Annotated in this window: 16 protein-coding genes; 6 read left to right on the top strand and 10 right to left on the bottom strand. The window is 73.3% G+C overall.

Features of this window, described 5'->3' with window-relative positions:
• Positions 1 to 185 precede the first annotated feature (185 nt).
• The 4 genes from ACQRUO_RS31675 to ACQRUO_RS31660 form a co-directional block, all read right to left on the bottom strand.
• On the bottom strand, positions 186 to 1,046 hold the full coding sequence (locus ACQRUO_RS31675) for an SDR family NAD(P)-dependent oxidoreductase (protein ID WP_428319561.1): 861 nt from the start codon (positions 1,044 to 1,046) through the stop codon (positions 186 to 188).
• A 251-nt stretch (positions 1,047 to 1,297) separates the two neighbouring features.
• Positions 1,298 to 2,158 carry a geranyl diphosphate 2-C-methyltransferase gene (locus ACQRUO_RS31670; protein ID WP_428319560.1) on the bottom strand — a complete coding sequence of 287 codons (861 nt, stop codon included), beginning with the start codon at positions 2,156 to 2,158 and terminating at the stop codon, positions 1,298 to 1,300.
• Positions 2,159 to 2,284: 126 nt separating this feature from the next.
• On the bottom strand, positions 2,285 to 2,632 hold the full coding sequence (locus ACQRUO_RS31665; RefSeq protein ID WP_428319559.1) for a hypothetical protein: 348 nt from the start codon (positions 2,630 to 2,632) through the stop codon (positions 2,285 to 2,287).
• Positions 2,625 to 4,049, bottom strand: coding sequence for a family 2B encapsulin nanocompartment shell protein (locus ACQRUO_RS31660; protein WP_428319558.1), 1,425 nt, complete (start codon positions 4,047 to 4,049; stop codon positions 2,625 to 2,627). Before ACQRUO_RS31660 ends, ACQRUO_RS31665 begins: the two co-directional genes overlap by 8 nt.
• 407 nt (positions 4,050 to 4,456) lie before the next feature.
• On the opposite strand from ACQRUO_RS31660, the gene ACQRUO_RS31655 reads away from it, so the two are divergent.
• Positions 4,457 to 5,164 carry a hypothetical protein gene (locus ACQRUO_RS31655; protein WP_428319557.1) on the top strand — a complete coding sequence of 236 codons (708 nt, stop codon included), beginning with the start codon at positions 4,457 to 4,459 and terminating at the stop codon, positions 5,162 to 5,164.
• A 154-nt stretch (positions 5,165 to 5,318) separates the two neighbouring features.
• Positions 5,319 to 5,684 carry a hypothetical protein gene (locus tag ACQRUO_RS31650; RefSeq protein WP_428319556.1) on the top strand — a complete coding sequence of 122 codons (366 nt, stop codon included), beginning with the start codon at positions 5,319 to 5,321 and terminating at the stop codon, positions 5,682 to 5,684.
• 48 nt (positions 5,685 to 5,732) lie between these two features.
• On the opposite strand, the gene ACQRUO_RS31645 is transcribed toward ACQRUO_RS31650, so the two are convergent.
• The 4 genes from ACQRUO_RS31645 to ACQRUO_RS31630 all read right to left on the bottom strand — a co-directional run bounded on the left by ACQRUO_RS31645 (position 5,733) and on the right by ACQRUO_RS31630 (position 9,649).
• Entirely contained in the window at positions 5,733 to 6,824 is a 1,092-nt protein-coding gene (locus ACQRUO_RS31645) for a hypothetical protein (RefSeq protein ID WP_428319555.1), read from the bottom strand.
• 78 nt (positions 6,825 to 6,902) lie between these two features.
• Positions 6,903 to 7,310: a hypothetical protein gene (locus tag ACQRUO_RS31640; protein WP_428319554.1), complete on the bottom strand. Its 408-nt coding sequence runs from the start codon at positions 7,308 to 7,310 to the stop codon at positions 6,903 to 6,905.
• A gap of 77 nt (positions 7,311 to 7,387) precedes the next feature.
• Entirely contained in the window at positions 7,388 to 8,122 is a 735-nt protein-coding gene (locus ACQRUO_RS31635) for a hypothetical protein (RefSeq protein WP_428319553.1), read from the bottom strand.
• Between the two features lie 879 nt (positions 8,123 to 9,001).
• On the bottom strand, positions 9,002 to 9,649 hold the full coding sequence (locus tag ACQRUO_RS31630) for a TetR family transcriptional regulator (RefSeq protein ID WP_428319552.1): 648 nt from the start codon (positions 9,647 to 9,649) through the stop codon (positions 9,002 to 9,004).
• Between the two features lie 315 nt (positions 9,650 to 9,964).
• Here ACQRUO_RS31630 and ACQRUO_RS31625 point away from each other — a divergent pair, with 315 nt between their 5' ends.
• Both ACQRUO_RS31625 and ACQRUO_RS31620 read left to right on the top strand, forming a co-directional pair.
• Complete coding sequence (locus ACQRUO_RS31625) at positions 9,965 to 14,278, top strand: Pls/PosA family non-ribosomal peptide synthetase (protein ID WP_428319551.1); 4,314 nt, start codon at positions 9,965 to 9,967, stop codon at positions 14,276 to 14,278.
• 70 nt (positions 14,279 to 14,348) lie between these two features.
• On the top strand, positions 14,349 to 15,206 hold the full coding sequence (locus ACQRUO_RS31620) for a hypothetical protein (protein ID WP_428319550.1): 858 nt from the start codon (positions 14,349 to 14,351) through the stop codon (positions 15,204 to 15,206).
• A gap of 68 nt (positions 15,207 to 15,274) precedes the next feature.
• On the opposite strand, the gene ACQRUO_RS31615 is transcribed toward ACQRUO_RS31620, so the two are convergent.
• Positions 15,275 to 16,159: a hypothetical protein gene (locus ACQRUO_RS31615; RefSeq protein WP_428319549.1), complete on the bottom strand. Its 885-nt coding sequence runs from the start codon at positions 16,157 to 16,159 to the stop codon at positions 15,275 to 15,277.
• A gap of 331 nt (positions 16,160 to 16,490) precedes the next feature.
• Here ACQRUO_RS31615 and ACQRUO_RS31610 point away from each other — a divergent pair, with 331 nt between their 5' ends.
• Together ACQRUO_RS31610 and ACQRUO_RS31605 are read left to right on the top strand one after the other, a co-directional pair.
• The gene (locus tag ACQRUO_RS31610) at positions 16,491 to 18,296 is read left to right on the top strand and encodes a glycoside hydrolase family 15 protein (protein ID WP_428319548.1); all 1,806 of its coding nucleotides are present in this window, start codon (positions 16,491 to 16,493) and stop codon (positions 18,294 to 18,296) included.
• 75 nt (positions 18,297 to 18,371) lie between these two features.
• Positions 18,372 to 19,718, top strand: coding sequence for a GH1 family beta-glucosidase (locus ACQRUO_RS31605; protein WP_428319547.1), 1,347 nt, complete (start codon positions 18,372 to 18,374; stop codon positions 19,716 to 19,718).
• A 180-nt stretch (positions 19,719 to 19,898) separates the two neighbouring features.
• Here the strand turns inward: ACQRUO_RS31605 and ACQRUO_RS31600 are convergent, their stop codons facing one another.
• A complete protein-coding gene (locus ACQRUO_RS31600; RefSeq protein WP_428319546.1) occupies positions 19,899 to 20,243 on the bottom strand; it encodes a DUF6221 family protein in 345 nt (114 codons plus the stop codon).
• Positions 20,244 to 21,213 lie beyond the last annotated feature (970 nt).

Raw genomic sequence — 21,213 nt, 5'->3', positions numbered from 1 at the left:
GGGGGCCGGTGGGTCCCCTTGGATGGGGGGTGTAAAATAAAAAGGCAACGCCCGCGCCGGCCCCCCCGCCCGTGCGCCTCCGCGGCCCCCCGCCGTCGTCGTTCCCGGCCGGGCGGGCCGGTGGGCGTGGCCCGGGCGAGGAGGGGGGCTCGGCCGAGTGGCGTGGCTCAGCCGAGCGGGGCGGCTCAGCCGAGCGGGGCGGTGAACGGGGCGGTGAGGCGGGCGGTCAGCTCGGCCAGCTGCGCCCGGGCGGCGGGGTCGTAGGCCTGCTCGTGGGCGGGGGCCTCGGTGAACCGGTCGAAGTAGCGGCCGGTGACCAGGGCGAGCTCCGGATCGGCGATCAGCCGGATGGTCGGGCGGACCCCCTCCTCGACGCCGAGCTGCGGCGCGAGGCCGAAGGCGCGCAGCCCCGGAGTGTCCATCAGGTGCGCCGGGTGCACGGCGTTCACGGTCAGCTGCTCGGCGGGCAGCTCGGCCGCGAGGTCGAAGGTCGCCATGATCAGCGCCAGCTTGCTGCGGCAGTACGCCACCACGCCGTCGTAGCCCTGCTCCAGCATCGGGTCGGCGAAGTCGATCGGGGCCTGGCCCATCGAGGCGACGTTGACCACCCGGGCGCCGGGGTGCCGGGTGAGCAGCGGGAGCAGCAGCCGGGTCAGCGCGTAGGGGGCCAGGTGGTTGACGGTGAGCTGCAACTCGTGGCCCTGGGCGCCGACACCGCGCACGGTGGGGCCCTCGACGCGCGCGATCGCGTTGTTGACCAGGACGTCCAGGCGGGGTTCGGCGGTGCGGACCCGTTCGGCCAGCGTGCGCACCTGGGCCAGGTCGGAGAGGTCGGCGAGGTAGCCGCGGGCGGTGGCGCCCAGGGCCCGGACCTCGGCGAGGACCTCGTCCAGCCGGTCGGGGTTGCGGCCGTGCAGCAGCAGGGTCGCCCCGCGGCGGGCCGACTCCAGGGCGAGCCCGCGGCCGAGGCCCCCGGTGGCCCCGGTGATCAGGAGGGTGCGGCCGGTGAGCGGCTGTGCGGTGGTCGTGTGCGGTGCATCGTTCATGATCTGATGATCATCCATCTCTGGATGAATATCAAGACCTTGATGACTTTCCCGTGGGTGGGGGCGGGCGGGGGCGGGCGGTGGGGGCAGGGAGCGGGTCGGGGAACTTGTGGGCGAACGGGCCGGGGGGGGGGGGGGGGGGGGGGGGGGGGGGGGGGGGGGGGGGGGGGGGGGCCGAGGCGAGGCAAGCGAAAGGCAGCCTCCCCCGGGCCCGGCGGTGGTGCGGTGGTGCCGTGGCGGTCGAGGGAGCGTCAGATCCGGTCGGCCGCGATCAGCAGGTAGTGGAAGCTGCCCTCCTTGTACGCGGTCAGGAAGGGGTCCTCGATGCCGGTGGCGACCGAGGACTGGGCGCGCAGCTCCCAGTACGGGATGGTGTCGGCGGTCAGGTCGACCACCGAGATCGGCACCAGGCCGTTGTTGGCCAGCGCCTTGAAGTAGGCGCTGCGCGGGTGGATGTTGCAGATGTAGTGCTCGTCGATCCGGCTGACTGCCTTGGAGCGCAGGCCGGTCACGTCGTTGGAGCAGCCGGTGATGCAGACGTAGCGGCCGCCGAACTCCAGCAGCCGGGCGAACTCGCCGAAGGCCTCGTCGAGGTCCACGTACATGGTGGTCTCGTTGGTCCAGATCGCCCGGCGCGAGCCGGTCTCCAGGCCGGTCTCCAGCATGTTGCGGAAGTGGAAGCGGACCTTGTCGGCCACCCCGCGCAGCTGGGCCTGCTCGTTGGCGAAGCCGACCTGGTACTCCGAGATGGAGACGCCGTCGATCTCGCAGCCGAACCGCTGGTTGGCCATGATGCTGCTGCCGCCGCGGCCGGAGCCGGCGTCGAGCAGCCGGTCGGTCGGCGCGATGGCGCCGAGGGCGTCCAGCAGGACCTCCGCCTGGGCGGTCTCCAGTCGGTGCAGCTCCTCGATGATCCGCTCGTTGCGGGTCTCCTCCGGGCCTTCGAGGACCGACGGGTCGTAGGGGCCCAGGCCGTAGTGGTGGTGGTACAGGCCGTCGACCTCGCCGAGCCGCAGGTTGACCGGGTCGTTCTGGTTGGTGTTCCAGTAGTTGGCCACCGACTTCTGGAAGGTGGTGCGCAGCACGTCGGCGGGGTTGGTGGTGGTCGTCATGGGGCCGGGGCTCCTCAGGTGAATCGGAATCATATGATGATGGGATGAATTTCGGGCGCCGGCTCCGTCGTCGGCGGAACCGGGTCCGAAGTCAGGGGGCCGGTCGGCCTGGCGGGTGACCGCGCGTCAGCTGCCCGGCGTGCCCGGCGGGCGCCAGACCGAGGCGGTGCCCAGGCCGGTCGGACCGGTGGGGATCCGGGCGCCGTCGAGCCGGCTGCTCACCGCCTCGGCGAACGCGGCCGCGGCCTGGCCGAGCTGCCGCAGGGCCTCTTCCTCGGCCTGTGCGCGCTTGCTCGCCGACTGGGCGTGCACCACGCGGTCGACGCCGGGGCGGGCGGGCGGCCGGGCGGCCGTCGTGCCGAGCCCGGTGGGCCCGCCGCCGAACGGGACCGGGGCCCCAGCCGACCGCGGGTCGCGCGGGCTCGGGGTGGCCGGGGGCGCAGTGGCCGGACTCGGGGCGGACGGCTCAGTCATGGGCCCGGGAGACCTCGACGTTCTCCAGCACGCCGAGCGCGTCCGGCACCAGGATCGCGGCCGAGTAGTAGGCGCTGACCAGGTAGGAGATCACGGCCTTCTCGTTGATGCCCATGAACCGGACGTTCAGGCCGGGCTCGTACTCGTCCGGGATGCCGGTCTGGTGCAGGCCGATCACGCCCTGGTTGGACTCGCCGGCGCGCATCGCGATGATCGAGGAGGTGTGCCCGTCGGCCACCGGGATCTTGCCGCACGGGAAGATCGGCACCCCGCGCCAGGCCGGGATGTGGTGCCCGCCGACGTCGACCGAGCCGAAGTAGATGCCGCGCTTGCTGCACTCGCGGCCGAAGGCGGCGATGGCCTTCGGGTGGGCGAAGAGGTGCGAGGTCTCGCGGCGCATGCTGAGCAGCTCGTCCAGGTCGTCCGGGGTGGGCGGGCCGGAGTGGGTCTGGATCCGCTGCTCGTAGTCGGCGTTGGCGAGCAGGCCGAAGTCCTCGTTGTTGACCAGCTCGTACTCCTGGCGCTCGCGCAGCGCCTCGATGGTGAGCTTCAACTGCTGCTCGATCTGGTTCATCGGGTCGTTGAACAGGTCGGCGACCCGGCTGTGCACCCGCAGCACGGTCTGTGCGACGCTCAGCTCGTACTCGCGCGGGGCGAGCTCGTAGTCGACGAAGGTGCTGGGCAGGTCGTGCTCGCCCTCGTGGCCGGCGGCCAGCTCGATCTCGGCCTCGCCGTGTTGGTTCTGCGCCTGCCCGGAGTCGGCGATGAACTGCTCGACCTGCTCGCGCAGTTCGGGGGAGCGCTCGAGCATCGCGTTGAACGCGGCCCAGGGCATGGTGAGCACGGTGCCGGCGGTGGCCGCCTTGACGGTGTACTCCCACAGCGCGTCGGACTGCTGGATCGCCTCGTCGCCGAGGTGGTCGCCGTCGGCCAGGTGGCCGAGCACGGCGGCCTCGCCGTACTTGCCGAGCCCGACCTTGTTGATCTTGCCGTGGGCGATCAGGAAGATCTCGTCGATCGGCTGGCCGGCCTCCACCAGCACCTCGCCGGCCGCGACGTCGCGCTGGGTGAACCGGCTCGCCAGCTCCCCCAGCAGCGCCTCGTCCTCGACGTCGCGCAGCACCGGCACCTCGCGCAGCGACGGCGGCACCACCCGGACCTGGGAGCCGGTCTTGGCGAAGGTCACCCGGCCGCGGCCGACCGCGTAGCTGAGCCGGCGGTTGACCCGGTAGGTACCACCGGAGACCTGGACCCAGGGCAGCGCGCGCAGCAGCCAGCGGGAGCTGATGCCCTGCATCTGCGGTTCGGACTTGGTGGTGGTGGCCAGGTTGCGCGCCGCCACCGTGCTCAGGCTGAGCTGGGCGCGCACCTGGACCTGCTGGGGTTCGGTCGGTGCCGGACCGGTCTCGATCGACATCGGCTCTCTCTCCATTCGTCACGGTCGCCGCAGCCGGGGGAAGACCGGCGCCGCGATGGAATCCGTTGCGTAGTCAGATTCCATCGCACGGCTGCGGCCCAAGAGGGGGACACCGCCGAAACCGCTGCTCTCCGGGGAAGCGTTTCTCCGACTTTGCGCCCCAAGGGCGCATCGAGCGCTCAAAGGGGCGTGCGCGGTACTGAAAAGCGCCCTATGAGAGAAACGCATGACCGTCAGTAGGTTTGGAGTTCGAGCCTATATGCGTGAGTCAGATCATCAGACAATAAAGGGCGGTGGTGAGGGGCAACGGAAATGACGCCCACCGGACGCCGGGTCCGGTCGGTGGGAGCGGTCTGTGGGAGCGGTGGGTGGGAGCGGTGTCGGCGGGGCCTGCTAGCGTCCCCGGCGTGACCGATCACCGTGCCATCGAGCTGCTGCGCGAGCACTCGGACCTAGCCGACCTCGCGGCCTACCCCTTCAACGTCGACATCGCCCGGGACGACCACGTCGAGGCGGTGCGGCTGGCCTCCGGCGCCGCCCTGGAGCCGGTGGCCGGGGACGACACGGGCGGCACCTACTTCGTCTGCGCCGACGGGGCGGTGCTCTACGCCGATTCCGAGGGCGCGGCGGGCGTGGTCGGCGACAGCCTCGACGAGGCCCTGGAGGTGATGATCGGTCTGCCGGGCTGGCACGGCTACCTCGGGCTCGACCCGGACGCCGACGACGCCGCGCTGGCCGCCGCCGTCGCCGAGACCGAGGAGGAGGAACGCGAGTACTACGGCCCCGAGCTCGACGAGGACCGGGCGACGCTGCTGGCCGGGTTGGGCCTGCGGCAGCTCCCGCAGCCCGAGCTGATCCGCCGGCTGCACCGCGCGCTGCTCCGCACCGAGCCGGACCACCTGCTGCTCAACGCCGAGGAGCTGTGCGCGTACCAGCCGCTCGACCGGCTGCCCCGCCCGCGGCCCTGGGAGAGTGCGCTAGGGGGTGTCTTTCGGATCACGCCGGGCGGTCGCCGCCGGGGCACGCACCTCGACGGCTTCTCGTCAGTCGCCGATGCTCCGCATGGACTCCCTCCTCGGCGCCGCCGATGCACGCACCCCAACGACGCCCGCTGATCCGACGTGATCCGAAAGACACCCCCTAACCCCGGCCCGGGCCGACCTGGCGCAGCTGCGGGCGGCGGCCGGCGAGCTGCCCGGGTGGGTCGCGGACCCGGCCCGCCGGGCGCGGGTGCTGGCGGCGGCCCGGTACGAGGTGGAGCCGGTGCGGGTGACGGCCCCGGCTGCGGAAGCGGAGCTCGCCCGCTGGCTGGCCGAGCTGGCGGCGACCGGCGGCGGCGCGGACCCGGCCGCCGAGCCCGACCTGGTCTGGGCCCGGCTCGCCCGGCAGCAGGGGCGCACCGAGTGGGCGCGCTGCCTCCTGGTGCGGCTGCTCGACGAGGCGGGGCCGCGGGACGCGGTGCTGCTGGGGGAGCTGGCCCGGGAAGCAGCGGAGCTGGGCGACCTCCCGCAGGCGGCCCGGGCGCAGCACCTGCACGCCTCGCTGCTGGACGATCCGCGCGAACGCGGCGCCGCCCTGACCGAGCTGGCCGCCCTGCGCCGCGGAGCCGGGAGCGGCGGCGGGACGGAGGCATAGCGGAGGCTGACGGGGGCGGGCTGGGCTGCGGGCCGGCGGTCGGCGCCGTCAGGCCTTGGCGCCGGGGCGGCGGTCGGCCGGGCGGCGGGGCGGGATCGGGGTGGCGGGGAAGTCGCGCGGGCCGGTCCACAGCGCGGGGACGGCGTCGCAGCGGCGGGCCAGCGCGTAAGCGATGGGCTCGTAGTTGACCCGCCAGCCGTGGAAGTGCGGGTACGCCAGCACGCTCGGGCGCTCGGTGGCGAAGCCGGCGGCGTTGATCATGGTGACGGCGGCGTCGAACTCGGCGTAGCCGATCCGGATCGGGCCGTCCGGCTCCGGGTCCGGGTCGAAGTCGATCCGGACCACCCGGGCGATGTCGCGCAGCGCGGTGAAGCCGGCCCGCAGCACCAGCCGGGCCTCCGGCGGGGCGGTGCGCGGGCTGACGGCCAGTTGGATGGCGGCCGCGTCCATCACCGCGATCAGCCCGACGATCCAGCTGCGGTACGGCTGCGGCGAGCGGAAGGCGAGCAGCACCGGGTAGTTGGAGTGGCTCTCGCCCAGTTCGGCCGCCAGTCGCTCCCAGTCCCGGTAGAGCTGCGGCAGCGCGGTCTCGGTGTCCACCAGTGACTGGCGGGCCAGCAGCTCGGGCCCCCAGGCGGGCTCGCCGGCCCGGGACTGCAGCAGGGTCACTTCCAGCTCGCGGCGGTTGTAGGAGGTGTAGAGGGTCGGCAGGTAGGCGATCTGCAGCGCGATCACCACCGGTCCGCTGGCCGCCGCCAGGAAGTCCAGCACCGAGAGCCGCAGCCGGTCGCCGCTGGCGAAACCGAGGGTGAAGAGGCTGGACCCGGCCTCGCGCACCGAGACGCTCCAGGAGAGCCCGGAGTCGGCGTGCAGCAACAGGGTGAAGCAGGCCAGCAGCGCGCAGAGCCAGCAGAACAGCATGCCGACCAGCACCAGCGGGGCCAGCCAGGCCTGCGCCCGGTCGTGCGCGCGGTAGTTCCCGAACGGGGCCGCGACCGTGTGCAGCAGGGCGCGCAGCGAGCGCCAGAGCCACCACTGGAGCGAGGAGTAGAGCCCGCGCGGCACCACCAGGGTGCGCAGGATGCTGGCGATGGTCAGCGCGAGCAGCACGGCGCCGCCGAGCCCGGAGATCAACCTCATGGCGGCCATTGTCGATCATCGGGCGGGCCGAGGGGCGGTCGGGGCCGCGCGGTGGCGGCTACGGCTGGGTGGCGGTGGCTACGGCCGGGCGGTGCCGGCGCTTCGTCGGGCGACCACGGCGTCGAAGAGCGGCCAGCCGTCGAGGTGCCGGGTCCTCGGGTCGCCCGGGTCCCAGCCGTCGGCGCGGACCTGGTCGAGCAGGGCCCTGGCGGTGCCGGGTTCGTGCAGGTTCAGCCAGTCGCCGCCGGTGGTCCCGACCGCCCCCGAGTGCAGGATGCCGTCCGGGACCAGGCGGCCGGGACCGTCGCGGAAGACGAGCCACACCCGGCCCGCGGCGCCCCGGCGGCGCAGCGTCAGGATCTCGCGGCAGTCCTGGTAACGGCCGACGACCCGGGATTCGTCGACGTCGTGCGCGTGGCCCACGGTCCAGCGGAAGGTCTCCTCGCCGACGACGAGGTTCCGGGCCTGTCCGCTCCTGCGCACCATGGGGGGAGGATAGCCGAGGGGCGGACGACGCCGGTCGTCCGCCCCTCGATCGGCTCCGGTCGGTGCCGGAGGTGCCGTCAACTGGGTTGCCGGGAGAGCTGGCTGAAGCGTTCCAGGCTCTGCTGGTAGGCCACCGGGGTGACGTGCATCGGGCCGGTGTACGGGTGGGTCATGTGCAGCACCAGGTAGATGCCGAAGCCGACCACCGCGCCGACCAGGCCCAGCGCGATCGCCTCCCGCCGGTGGAAGGTGAGCCCCGCGATCGGTGCGTACAGCAGGACCAGCAGGCCGGTGCCGACCAGCGCGGGGTAGAGCGGGGAGGGGAGCGAGAGCGAGGTGTCGGCGAGGCGGACCTGGCGCTTGGTGTAGATGTCGTCCAGGTCGCTCAGTTCGGTGGTGCGCTGCGGCGAGTCGGGCTCGGCCTGCACGTGGGCGCGGACCGCGTCCAGGCCGGCCCAGGTGCCGGGGTCCGAACCGCCGTGGGTCATCGCGCTGAAGTCCGGGCCGATCACGTCGTTGACGTAGGAGCGCAGCAGCGGCCGGGTACTGGCGTCGGCGTCGGTGTACGCGGCGTTCAGCGCGCGGGCCTCGTCCCAGGTGTGGCCGCGGGCGGTGTTCAGGTTGGACCAGGAGCCGGCGATCAGGAAGGCGGCGACCAGGATGAAGGAGGAGAGCGAGGCCGAACCGAGGAAGCTGAGCGCGCCCCCGGAGAAGGTCCCCTCGCGGGACCGGTGGGTGCGGCCGAAGGCGGCCAGGATGCCCACGGCCACGGCGGCGCCGAAGGCCACGGCGAGGACGATTCCGATGCTCAACGACGTCTCCCGGTGTGCTGGTTGATGAAACTGACGGCGGCCGCGAGGACGGCCGGGACGGTGATGACGACGAGCGCGAACGCGCTCTGGGCGTCCGCCGGGGGCGTGGAGGCGTCCGGTGGGCGGGTCGGGACCGCGGTGACCGCGTGCACCTGGGCGGGCGGCGGGGGCGGTGGCAGGTGGGTGGCGGGCCGGGGCGGCGGCGGTGGGGTCGGGTGCGCTGCGGGGGCGGCCGCCTTGGGCGGGGGCGGGCTGGGCGCGGGGGGTGGTGGCGGTGGTGGGGGTGTCGGGCGCGGGGTCGGCGCTGGGGGCGGCGGTGCTGGGGTCGGGGGCGGCAGGGGCGCCTCCGAGGCCTCGCAGGGCGGGGGCGGTGGTGGGGGCGGCGGGCACCAGCACCAGTGGTGCGGCAGGCCCGGCGCGGGCGGCGGGCAGGGTGGCGGGGGCGGTGCCGGCGGCGGACACAGGTGCGGGGGGTGCGGCGGGAGCGGTGGGTGGGGCAGGTCGGGGCGGCCCCCGGCGTCGGCCCTGGTGTCGGCCTCGGTGTGGTCGGGGCGGTCCTGGTGGTGGCCGCGGTGGTCCGGCACGGAGCCGGGGTGCCCGGGGACCGGCCCGCCCAACAGGTGGTGCCGGTCCGGCAGCTGCGGCCGGCCGTCGTCGTCGCCTTGCATGCGCAGGACGATAATCAGCTGCGAACGTGCCGGAGCAACGATTTGCGCCCTCCGGGCGGGAATTGACCCCTGCGGGGGGTGCAGGATCGGTTCGCCGTACGTGCGCCGAACTCATGTTCCGTTGGAGGGGAGCTTTGGACGGGTTGGGGCCGGTCGAGCGCCGTCGGGCCCGACCGAGCCCGGCTCAGGTCGGCCCGGGCACGCGGCCGGGTCAGCCCGCCAGGTAGCGGCGGAGCAGCAACTTGCACTCGGCGATCAGCGTCGGATCGCCGTCCCGGTCGTGCTGGAAGGCGAGTTTGAGCACCGCATCCGCGCACTCCAGGGCCACCCGCAGGGCCAGCGGGCCGGGGCGGGTCGCGTCGCCGGTCAGCTGCTCGTCGGTGAGCCGGTGCAGCAGCCGGGCGACCGCGCTGTTGTTGTCGAGGGTGCCGTCCAGCAGGTGTTCGACGTCGGTCAGGGCCGGCGGGGTCGGGCCGGTGAGGCCGAAGTCCAGCGCGCCGAAGCCGGGCACCGCGCGCTTCATCGCGACGAACTCCTCCACCGCGAGGTCCACGAACCCGCCGATGTCCTGCGGCGACTCGGCCGCCAGCCGCCGGGTCAGCCGGTCCAGGTAGCGCCGCAGGTTGCGCCGGGCCAGCGCGGCGAGCAGGCTCTGCTTGCCGGTGAAGAACTGGTAGAGCGTGCCGATCGGGACCTGGGCGCGGGCGGCGATCTCCTTGGTGGTCAGCGCGGCCGCGCCCACCTCGTCGAGCAACTCGGCACAGGCGTCCAGGATCCGCTCCAGCCGCTCCTGGCTGCGCTGCTGCACCGGCTTGCGCCGCAGCTCGGGTTCCGCCGCTTCGAGGCTCAACTCGCTCATCCGCCGTCCGCTCCCGTCCGCTCCCGTGGTCGCCCGCCGTGGCACCCTTTGAACTACTCTGCCGCATCCCGGGGTTCCGGGCGAATGCATATCATGAGCCCGCCTCGGATTGCCTGGACGGCGCGGTCGGTCCGGGCGGTGCGGCGCCGGACCCGGCGAAGGCGCGGCAACTGGCCCTGGCCCGACTGGTGCTGGCCGATCCGGCGGTCCTGGCCCGTCTCGCTGCTGAACGCCCCGGACGCGCGGCCCCGTGACCCGCGGCCCGTCGTGGGCGTTGATGGCCGTAGCGGGTTCGGTGGACGAGGGTGGGCTGGGATGACGGTGGCAGCGGTACCGCGGGCGGTGTTCGACCGCACCGGTCTGGTCATGACCGGCGTCGGCGGCCCGGACGCCGGTTCCCGGCGGGCGGGGGAGCGCCTGGAGCGGCTGTTCGAGGAGCGCTGCGACCGGCTGCGCGCCGCCGGCCTGGCCGACCGCACGGCCGTCGACCTCGCCGCGGACGCGGACCAGGCGGGCGACTCCGCGCTGACCTACGACCTGCTCGACGCCCGCGCCAACCAGCTGGCCCGGTTCCTGCTCGCCCGCGGGGTCCGCCCGGGCGACCGGGTCGGCCTGCTCTTCGACCGGGCCCTGCCCTCGTACGTCGGGATGTTGGCCGTCCTCAAGGCCGGGGCCGCCTACGTCCCGCTCGACGTCGGCTTCCCCGCCGAGCGCATCGCCTTCATCACGGGCGACGCCGGCGTCGGCCTGCTGCTCACCCTCGCCCACCTGCGGGCGGGCCTCGGGCCGGGGGCGACCGACCTGCCGTGCGAGGTGCTGTGCCTGGACGAGGCGGCGCCGGCCGTCGCCGCGTGCGGCACTCACCGGGTGGCCGAAGCCGAGCGCTGCGGCCCGGGCGACGACCTGGCGTACGTGATCTACACCTCCGGGTCGACCGGCCGGCCCAAGGGCGTCGCGGTGGAGCACGCCGCCATCTGCAACTTCGTCCGGGTCGCGGCCGAGGCGTACGGCATCCGTCCCGACGACCGCGTGTACCAGGGCATGACCATCGCCTTCGACTTCTCGATCGAGGAGCTCTGGGTGCCCTGGCTGGCCGGTGCCACCGTGGTGCCCAAACCGGGCGGCGGCAGCCTGGTCGGGTACGAGCTCCACGAGTTCCTCGTCGACCGGCGGATCACCGCGCTCTGCTGCGTCCCGACCCTGCTGGCCACCCTGGAGGAGGAGTTGCCGCAGCTGCGGTTCCTGCTGGTCTCCGGGGAGGCCTGCCCGCCGGACCTGGTGGCCCGCTGGCACCGGCCCGGCCGCCGCTTCCTCAACGTGTACGGGCCGACCGAGGCGACGGTCAGCGCGACCTGGACGACGGTCCACCCCGAGCGGCCGGTGACCATCGGCGTCCCGCTGCCGACCTACTCGGTGGTCGTCCTGGACCCGGAGCAGGACCGGGCGTTGGACCGCGGCGAGACCGGGGAGCTCGGCATCGCGGGCATCGGCCTGGCCCGCGGGTACCTCAACCGGGACGAGCTCACCGAGCGGGTGTTCGTCAAGGACTTCCTGGGCATCGCCGACAACCCCTCCGGACGGATCTACCGCACCGGCGACCTCGCCCGGTTCGACGCGGCCGGGCAGATCGAGTACCTGGGCCGGATCGACACCCAGGTCAAGGTCCGCGGCTACCGGATCGAGCTGACCGAGATCGAGTCGGTGCTGCGGCAACTGCCGGGGATCGCCCAGGCGGTGGTGACCGCCGTCGAGCCCGAGCCCGGGGTGGTCGAGCTGGCGGGCTACTACAGCCTGCGCAGAAACGTGCCTGCCCCGAGCGCGCGGGAACTCGCGGCCCGGCTGCGCGAGCGGCTGCCGGGCTACATGGTGCCGAAGTACCTGGAGCGGCTCGACGCCATCCCGATGACCGCCGGGGACAAGGCGGACCGCCGCAACCTGCCCGCCCCGACCGGGCTGCACCTAGCCGGCGGGCCGGTGCATACCGCTGTGGTGCGCACCTCCCCGGCGCACACTGCCCCGGCGCACAGCGCCCCGGCCACGGCGACCGAACGCCTGCTGGCCGAGGCGCTGGCGGCGGCACTGCGCCGGCCCGAAGTCCCGGTCGACAGCCACTTCTTCGACGAGCTCGGGGCCGACTCCCTGGTGCTGGCCCGGTTCTGCGCGCGGGTGCGCGAACGCCCGGGGGCGCCCGTGGTGTCGATGCGGGACGTGTACCTCGCGCCGACCGTCCGGAGCCTGGCCGTGGCCGTGACGGCTGGTCAGCAGCCGGCAGCCGCCGAGCGGCCGGCCCCCGCAGCGGAGCCGCCGCCCGCACCGCACGACGCGGGGGCGCGCCTTCCCCCGGTGGCGACCTGGCGGTACCTGCTCTGCGGCACGCTCCAGGCGCTGGCCCTGATCGCCCTGCTCTCCGGCTACGCGGTGGCCGCCGCCGCGGGCGCCGGTTGGGTGGCCGCGGCTCGGTCCGCGCTCGGCGGCTACCTGCGGGCGGTCGCGGTCGGCGGGACGGGCTTCGCCGTGCTCTGCGCCGTCCCCGTCGTGGCCAAGTGGCTGCTGATCGGCCGCTGGCGGCCGCGGGAGATCCGGCTGTGGAGCCTCGGGTACCTCCGGTTCTGGCTGGTCCGGCTGCTGGTCGGGTCCAGCCCGCTGCGGCTCTTCGTCGGATCACCGCTCCAGGTGCTCCACCTGCGGCTGCTCGGCGCGCGGATCGGACGGAACGTGCTGATCCTCACCGACCGGCTGCCGGTCTGCACCGACCTGCTCACCATCGGGGACGGTGCGGTGATCCGCCGCGACGCCCGGCTCGACGGCTACCGGGCGGACCGCGACCGGATCCGCACCGGCCGCATCACCCTCGGCCGGCAGGCGTTCGTGGGCGAGGCGAGCACGCTGGACATGGGCGTGGCGCTGGGGGAGGGCGCCCAACTCGGCCACAGCTCCAGCCTGCACCAGGGCCAGGCGGTGCCCGACGGCGAGTCCTGGCACGGTTCGCCGGCCCGCCGCTGCACCGTCGAGTACCGGGCCACCGGTGCGGCGCCCCGCAGTGCCGTGCGTCGGGTCGGCTACCCGGTCGTCCAGTTGCTGAGCCTGCTGCTGGTCGGCGCTCCGGTGCTGCTGTTCACCGCCGAGTCGGTCGGCCGAGCCGTCGCACGGTGGTGGGCCGCCGGTGGACCGGATGGCTGGGCCGCCGGTGGCCAGGGTGCCTGGGCAGCCGAGTCGCTGCTGCTGGCCGCGCTGTGCGCCGCCGGCTGGTGCGGCCTGCTCGCGCTCGCGGTCGGGGTGCCGCGGCTGGCCGCGCTGCTGGTCGAACCGGACCGGGACCACCCGCTGCACGGGTTCCGCTATGCGGTCCACCGGGCGGCCGTGCGGTTCGGGAACTCGCGCACCCTCGGCTACCTGGTGGGCGACAGTTCGCTGGTCGTCCACTACCTCCGGGCGCTCGGCTACCGGCTGCACCGGGTGGTGCAGACCGGCTCCAACTTCGGCATCGAGACCCGGCAGGACGCTCCCCACCTCACCTCGGTCGGCACCGGGACGATGGCCTGCGACGGCCTGTCGATCGTCAACGCCGAGTACTCCGCCACCTCGTTCCGGCTGCGCCGCACCAGGATCGGGGCCCGCAACTTCCTCGGCAACGAGGTGGTCTTCCCCGCCGGCGGGCGAGTGGGCGACAACTGCCTGCTCGCCACCAAGGTCCTGGTCCCGCTGGACGGCCCGGTGCGGCAGGACACCGGGCTGCTCGGCTCGCCGTGCTTCGAGATCCCGCGCACGGTCCGCCGGGACGCCCGCGCCGACCCCGGTGCCGGCGGCGGCGCGGACTTCCGCCGCCGGCTCGCCGCCAAGACGCGCCACAACCTGGTCAGCGCCGCGGTGTTCGCGCTCACCCGCAGCGTCGGCCTGGGCGGTGTCGTGCTGGTCAACATCGTCGCCGTCGAGGTGTCCCGGCGGGCCGGCCCGGTGGCCGTCGCCGCCGGGGTCGTGGTCAGCTACCTGTACTCGCTGGGCTCCGCGATCCTGGTCGAACGGGCGGCGCTGGGCTTCGGCCGGTTGCGACCCACCCTCAGTTCCATCTACGAGCCGGTGTACTGGCGGTACGAGCGCCAGTGGAAGCTCGACTGCACCCGGCAGGCGACCGTGCTCGACGGCACCCCGTTCAAGCCGCTGGTCTGGCGGCTGCTCGGCGTCCGCGTCGGCCGCCGGGTGCTCGACGACGGTGTCCGCATCCCCGAGCGGACCCTGGTCTCGATCGGCGACGGCAGCGTGCTCGGGGCCGGGAGCGTGCTGCAGGGGCACTCCATGGAGGACGGCACCTTCAAGTCCGACCGGATCGTGGTGGGCGCGGGCTGCACCATCGGAGCGGGCGCGTTCGTCCACTACGGCGTGACCATGGCCGACGGCTCGGTGCTGGCGGCGGACGCGTTCCTGATGAAGGGCAGCGAGGTGCGCGCGGACAGCTGCTGGCGCGGCAACCCTGCTACTGAGCTTCCTGCCATCGAGGCGCCGGCCTCCGAGGCGCCGGTTCGTGCCGCCCGTCCGGAGCTGCCGGGGCCGGGCCGGCAGGACCTTCGGTGGGGACTCGCCGAACCCGCCGGCCGCGGAGCCGCCGAAGACCGGGGCGGTGCCGCATCCTGACCGCACGCACCGCAGGACCGCACGCACCGCAGGACCGGACGCACCGCCCAGTCGATCCAGGGAGAGACCGTTGCACATCACCGACGCGCGCACGGGCCGGCGCACCCCGGTCCGCCCCGGCCGGGCCGGACTCCTGCGGGTGACCCTCGACGTCGGCGGGCCGGGCCACCTGTTCGGCCTCCGGGACCTGCGTGCCCTGCTGACCGGGGACGTGCTGGCCCGCGCCTGCGAGATCCAGGGCCTGCAGGTGTTCACCGAGCTCGCCCACCCGGCCGCCCCCGCAGACGGGCTCCGGGTGCTGCTGGCGGCCGCCGACCGGCTCGGCATCCACCCGCCCGCCCGGCTGAGCCCGCGCGAGGAGGCGGTGGAAGGGGCGGAAGCGGCGGACGCCGCGGGCCGGTCGGCGGCCGACCTGACCATCACCAGCCGCCCGCCCGCCGAGCCCGGTCTGCCGGCCGAGCCCGGTCCGCCGGCCGTGCCGCTGCTGGCCGTCGGCCCGGTGACCGGAGCGCTACCGGACGCGGATCCGGCGCCCGACGCCGAGCCGCTGTCCCCGATCGCGGCCGGCGAGCCGGACCCGCTCGCGCTGCGCCTGGCCCTGCTCGACCACGCCCCCGCCGCCCCGCTCGCCCTGGACGTCGACGCGCTCTCCGCGGCCGCGGCCACGCTGGCCCGCTGGCGCGCACTGGTGGCCGACCTCGCCAACGAACCGTCCCGCCCGCTGGACGCCGACCTGGTCCGGGCGAGCATCGACGCCGTGCACGAGGACCTGGACGCCCGGGTCGCGCTGCGGGCCGTGCAGGCGGTGGCGGAGCGGGCCGACCTGGCGGCGGGCACCCGCTTCGAGACCTGCGTCCGCCTGGACCAGGTCCTCGCCCTCGAACTCGGCCGCGACATCGGCCGTGACCCCGGCCGCGGACCGCACTGACCGCACTGACCGCACTGACCGGGCTGCCACCCGCCTGCTGAGCGGCTGCCGCACCGGCCTCGGGGTCCTCACGCCACCAGCGGCGGCAGCCGGAGCGGCTGCTGCAACGCCTGGTAGCTGGCGTAAGCCGACCACATGAACGGGATGTACCCGAGGTAGCCGACCACCGGCATCGCGAACAGGTGCGCGGTGCCGTCCAGCCCCGGTACGTGGTACGCCCACACCAGCGCCGAGCGGGAGTTCCACATCTCCCAGAAGAACCCGCAGACCAGCGCGGCCGCGCCGAGGGTGACCAGGAGCCCCCAGCGGCGGTGGGCGGCGTCCGCCAGCAGGCTCGGCCGGCCGGCCAGGGCGTTGACCGGGTCCAGCAGCAGGAAGAGCACCAGCCAGAGCAGCGGGTACGCCTCGTTCGGCCACACGGCGAGCACGACCAGCACCGGCAGCACGGCCGCCGGCAGCGCCCGGAGCACCGGGCCGGGGATCCGCCCCGGCTCGCCGACCTGCCCGCCGACCGGCCGCGGCGCGCCGGTGCGGCGGAACGAGCGGGCCAGCTCCGCGGTCACGAAGAGCGCGGGCAGCACGGTGGCGAAGTCGAGGGAGTAGAGCAGCGCCCAGGTTGGTGAGCGGTCCCAGTTGGTCGGGGCGTACGTCCAGTTCCCGGTGAGCAGGTTGAGGCCCTCGTAGGCCCACCAGAACGGCACCGAGAGCGCGAACACCCCCGCGTACCGCCATCCCGCACGGGTGAGCGGGGAGGTCCCGGTCCGCCGGAGCACGAGTGCGTCGGCGATCACCACGTAGCCCAGCCAGGTGCCGAAGAAGCCCAGCCGGCCGACCGAGCCCGCCACCTGCCAGTACACCGGCCAGCAGACCGCCAGCAGCACCGCCCCGAGCACCACCCGGCCCACCAGCGGGCGGCGGGCGGTCGCGACGGCGGGGGTGATCGTGTCGACCATGTGCTGCCTCCTGTCGCGGCTACCGGCGGGGCGGCCGGGTGGATCCGCGCGCTTCTCCGGCCTTCTCGGGCCTTCTCGGGCCTGCTTGGGCGCCACCCATTCCATTAGACGCCGCCGCGCCCCCGGCGGCCCAGAGCGCGTGGGCGTGCGGTCGGCGCCCCGCCGGCGTGCAGGCCCTCCTGCCAGGGCCGGGATCGCGGCCGAACGGTCCCGCCGGGGGCGATCTACCATGAGACACAAGCATGAGACACAAGGTCTTCTCGGTCCCCGCAGCTGCCCACGGCGAAACGGTAGGGAGGCCGGCATGGAGTTCGGGAACGGATCCGGGCGGATGGACACCACACGCTATCTGCCGATCTCCGAGCACGGCCTGATCGGTGATCTCCGCACCGCCGCGCTCGTCGGGACCAACGGCACCATCGACTGGTACTGCTGCCCCCGCTTCGACGCACCCAGCGTCTTCGGGTCCATCCTGGACGCCGACCGGGGCGGGTCGTTCGAACTCGCCGCCGACGTGCCGGCGCGCACCCGGCAGTTCTACTTCCCCGACACCAACGTGCTGATCACGCGGTTCTACGCCGCCGACGGGGTGGCGGAGATCCAGGACTTCATGCCGGTCGTCGACGGGTCTCGCGAGGCGGCCCGACACCGGCTGATCCGGCGCGTGGTGTGCGTCCGGGGCACGCTGCCGTTCGCCGCGCTGATCGCTCCCCGGTTCGGCTACGGGGCCGAACCGCACACCGTGCACGCGCAGGCGCACGAGGCGGTCTTCGAGTCCCCGTCGATCTCGCTGGCGCTGACCTCCACCGCGCCGCTCGAGTGCGACGGCACGGACGTGCGCTCGCACTTCAAACTCCTCGAAGGGGAGTCGGTGGTGTTCGCCCTCGACCAGGTCGGCGACGACGTCCACCCGCGGGCCTGTCCGCACGCCGAGGCGCAGGAGCAGTTCGAGGCGACGGTCCGGTTCTGGTCCCATTGGCTGGGCCGCTCGCGCTACCGCGGCCGGTGGCGGGAGATGGTGCACCGCTCCGCGCTGGCGCTGAAGCTGCTCACCTACGCGCCGACCGGGGCGATCGTGGCCGCGCCGACGACCAGCCTGCCCGAGTGGGTCGGTGGTGAACGCAACTGGGACTACCGGTACGTCTGGGTGCGCGACGCCGCCTTCTGCGTCTACGCCATGCTCCGGCTGGGCTTCACCTCGGAGGCCGAGGCGTTCATGGGGTTCCTGTCGCAGCGGTGCATCAGGCGCGGGAACGGCCCCGCCAGTCCGCTGCAGATCATGTACGGCATCGACGGGCGCAGCGAGCTGCCCGAGTCCGAGCTCGGCCACCTCGAGGGGTACCTGGGATCCGCTCCGGTGCGGGTCGGCAACGCCGCCACCAAGCAGCTCCAGCTGGACATCTACGGAGCGCTGATCGACTCCGTCTACCTGTACGACAAGTGGGGGCAGCCGATCAGCAGCGAGCACTGGGACGAGGTCGGCGCGGTGGTGGACTGGCTCTGCGACCACTGGGACCAGCCCGACGAGGGCGTCTGGGAGACCAGGGGCGGCCGGCGCAACTTCGTCTACTCGCGACTGATGTGCTGGGTGGCGATCGAACGGGCGATCCGGATGGCCAACCGGCGCGGCCTGCCGGCCGACCTCCCGCGCTGGCAGCGGAGCCGGGACGCGATCTACCGGCAGATCATGCGAGAGGGCTGGTCGGCCGAGCGCGGGGCGTTCGTCCAGGGGCTGGGCGGCGACGTGCTCGACGCTTCGGTGCTGATGATGCCGATGGCCAAGTTCATCTCGCCCACCGACCCCAAGTGGCTCTCGACCCTGGACGCGCTCACCGCGGACCTGGTCTCCGACTCGCTGGTCTACCGCTACGACCCGCAGGCCAGCCCCGACGGCCTGCGCGGCTCCGAGGGCACGTTCTCGATCTGCTCCTTCTGGTACGTCGAGGCGCTCGCCCGCGCCGGGCGCCTGGAGGAGGCCCGGCTGGCCTTCGAGAAGATGCTCACCTACGCCAACCACGTCGGCCTCTACGCCGAGGAGATCGGCCGCACCGGGGAACAACTCGGCAACTTCCCACAGGCGTTCACCCACCTCTCGCTGATCAGTGCCGCCGTCAACCTGGACCGCGCCCTCGGTTGAGACCGCCTGGGGGCTGGTGTTCTGACGGCGACTCACTAACATGAGGTCTCCTCATCTCTCTCTGGGGGGTTGGACATGCCGAACCGAAGTGAGCTGCCGGCCGGGTTCCGCTGGGGTGTCTCCACGGCTGCGTACCAGATCGAGGGCGCGGCGGACGAGGACGGGCGCGGCCCCTCGGTGTGGGACGTGTTCGCGGCGCGGCCGGGGGCGGTGCGGGGTGGGCACACGGGTGCGGTGGCGTGTGACCACTACCACCGCTACGCCGAGGACGTGGCGCTGATGTGCGGGCTGGGGGTGGACGGGTACCGGTTCTCGATCGCCTGGCCGCGGGTGCAGCCGGCGGGGCGCGGGGTGGCCAATCCGGCCGGCCTGGCCTTCTACGACCGCCTGGTGGACGCGCTGTTGGCGGCGGGGATCACGCCGCTGCCCACGCTCTTCCACTGGGACCTGCCGCAGGGTCTGGAGGAGGGCGGTGGCTGGCTGGCCCGGGACACGGCGTACCGGTTCGCGGAGTACGCGGAGCTGGTGGTGGACCGGCTCGGGGACCGGGTGCCGGCGTGGATCACCCTCAACGAGCCCTTCGTCCACATGGTCTTCGGCTACGCGCTGGGGACCCACGCCCCGGGGCGGACGCTGATGCTGGACGCGCTGCCGGCGGCGCACCACCAGTTGCTGGGGCACGGGTTGGCGGCGGCGGTGCTGCGCGGGCGGGGGCACGAGGTGCTGATCGCCAACAACCTGACCCCGGTGTGGCCGGCGAGCCCCGAGCCCGCTGACGTGGCGGCCGCGGCGGCCTACGACGCGCTGCACAACCGCCTGTTCACCGACCCGCTGCTGCTGGGCCGCTACCCGGACCTGAGCGCGTACGGCGTCGGCGCGGACCTCGGCGGGTGCGTGCGGGACGGCGATCTGAAGCTGATCGGTTCCCCCGGCCTGGACGGCCTCGGCCTCAACTACTACAACCCCACCCGGATCGCCGCCCCCACCGACCCCGGCCTCCCGTTCGCCGAAGCCGAGATCGAGGGCGTCCCGCGCACGGCCTTCGGCTGGCCGGTGGTCCCCGACGGCCTGCGCGAACTCCTGGCGGGCTTGCGGGAACGCTACGGCTCGGTGCTGCCGCCGATCACCATCACCGAGAACGGCTGCTCGGTCGCCGACGAGGTGGCCGCGGACGGCACGGTCGACGACCGCCCCCGGATCGACTTCATGTCCGGCCACCTGGACGCCCTCGCCGCGGCGATCGCGGAGGGCGCGGACGTGCGGGGGTACTACACCTGGTCCTTGCTCGACAACTTCGAGTGGGCCGAGGGCTACCACCAACGCTTCGGCCTGGTGCACGTCGACTTCGCGACGCAGCGGCGGACGCCGAAGGCGTCGTACGGGTGGTACCGGGACCTGATCGCGGCACACCGGGCTCGCTGAGAAGGGAAGTTGGGCCATCGCGCCACCGAGATTCTGAACGGATCGATGCGGGTCCATGCGCGCGATGGAACAGGGTGCCCATTGACTGTGCGGTGCGGTCGAGGCATGGAGCCAGGGTGTTCGATGGTAGCCACGGCGACCGCGGGCGGCGATGGCCTGACCGATCAGTCCAGGCTTGGCTCACGAAGGGCGCCATGAGTCGCGATAGTCGCTGTGATCGGCGTAAACCGTGGCGAGTAGGCGGAGGGTGGTCTGCAACTCCTCACGGTGAGCCGCCGGTGCCGACCCCGTGGTGTGTGGGGACTCGCAGACGTCCACGATGGCTTGCTTCGCCGCGACCTCGGCGAGGATCCGTGCGGGGTTGAATCGTGCGATGTGGTCTCCGATGCCCAGGAAAGCGTTGGAGACCTCCGCGCCGTTGTCCAGGACGACGACTGTCCGTTCCGCCCGCCACTGTCCATCGTTGATCATGGCGTCGCGGGCCTGGTTGCAGTCGTCCTGAAGTCGGGCGCGGAGGAAGGCCACCAGTCCTTGCGTAGTGGCGTCGTGTGTCTCAGCAGCCTTGTGACTCAAAGGTTGATCCTCTCCGAGAGGCATTCTGCTCGTCCACGGCTGAGCTGAGGTCCTGGCTAGACCGGCATACAAGATACACCTGGCCTGAATTCGCTAGAGCTGTCACTGGCCCATGGGGAACATGAGTTGACTTCTGTCACACAAGATGAATTTTGACACTGCTCCGATGGAACCAGTTCGTCAGCGTTCCAGTTCGAGTTGTACAACTCCTCGGGAAACACCACGCTGCAGCCCAACACGGGCTACTACGCCAAATTCGCCTACTCCATGACAGCGGTGACCCAGAGCACCCGGGGGCTCGACTGGTCGTGCGACACGGGGTGGTCGAGCGAGGCTCAGACGCCAACCCTGAACTCGTTCACCAATGGCCAAACCGTCCCGACGGCCGAGACCACGGGCTGCGGCTGCGCGGACTCCTCGGGCCGCGACCAGTTCCAGGGGCACGGCGGTGACCCCGTCAACTCGCTGACCCGCTCGGAGAACGAGCAGCTGACCGACGCGACCCTGGCTGCCCCGGGGGGTTCCCTTCAGTCTGACGAGGAAATCCTCAACGCCCCCGGGCAGCTCGCCCAGGGGTACATAGACACTCAGTCCTTCGGGCTGGCGCCATCCCTCGTCCGGGCGGACAGACCTGCCCGAAAGCACTCGCCTACGAAGCCGGCGGCATGGCCGCCATTCTCACGCCCTGGGGCGAGGATGACGCAGCGGCGCTCACTGTCGAGGAGATCAGGGCCAGGCACAGGGAGCGAGGTGCCGAGCCGAAGATCGACCCCCGGGCGACCCCACTGCAGCCGATCCACCTAAGGGCTGTCCCGCAATGATCACCTTCGGCTGTCCGCGTGGCACCGTGGACTCCGGAGGGGGTTGAATGCCGGGGTGACGGACTGGACGCAGGTGGTCGACGCCCACGGGGCGAGCGAAC

The organism is Kitasatospora sp. LaBMicrA B282 (assembly GCF_050325825.1).
Taxonomy (GTDB): Bacteria; Actinomycetota; Actinomycetes; order Streptomycetales; family Streptomycetaceae; genus Kitasatospora.
The sequence above is the reverse complement of the archived record's forward strand: the minus strand, read 5'-3'. Positions and strand labels throughout refer to the sequence as shown.

Coding starts and splice junctions, on each gene's coding strand:
- ACQRUO_RS31675 (WP_428319561.1), bottom strand. CDS start 1,046: ATGAACGATGCACCGCACACGACCACCGCACAGCCGCTCACCGGCCGC.
- ACQRUO_RS31670 (WP_428319560.1), bottom strand. CDS start 2,158: ATGACGACCACCACCAACCCCGCCGACGTGCTGCGCACCACCTTCCAG.
- ACQRUO_RS31665 (WP_428319559.1), bottom strand. CDS start 2,632: ATGACTGAGCCGTCCGCCCCGAGTCCGGCCACTGCGCCCCCGGCCACC.
- ACQRUO_RS31660 (WP_428319558.1), bottom strand. CDS start 4,049: ATGTCGATCGAGACCGGTCCGGCACCGACCGAACCCCAGCAGGTCCAG.
- ACQRUO_RS31645 (WP_428319555.1), bottom strand. CDS start 6,824: ATGAGGTTGATCTCCGGGCTCGGCGGCGCCGTGCTGCTCGCGCTGACC.
- ACQRUO_RS31640 (WP_428319554.1), bottom strand. CDS start 7,310: ATGGTGCGCAGGAGCGGACAGGCCCGGAACCTCGTCGTCGGCGAGGAG.
- ACQRUO_RS31630 (WP_428319552.1), bottom strand. CDS start 9,649: ATGAGCGAGTTGAGCCTCGAAGCGGCGGAACCCGAGCTGCGGCGCAAG.
- ACQRUO_RS31625 (WP_428319551.1), top strand. CDS start 9,965: ATGACGGTGGCAGCGGTACCGCGGGCGGTGTTCGACCGCACCGGTCTG.
- ACQRUO_RS31615 (WP_428319549.1), bottom strand. CDS start 16,159: ATGGTCGACACGATCACCCCCGCCGTCGCGACCGCCCGCCGCCCGCTG.
- ACQRUO_RS31610 (WP_428319548.1), top strand. CDS start 16,491: ATGGACACCACACGCTATCTGCCGATCTCCGAGCACGGCCTGATCGGT.
- ACQRUO_RS31605 (WP_428319547.1), top strand. CDS start 18,372: ATGCCGAACCGAAGTGAGCTGCCGGCCGGGTTCCGCTGGGGTGTCTCC.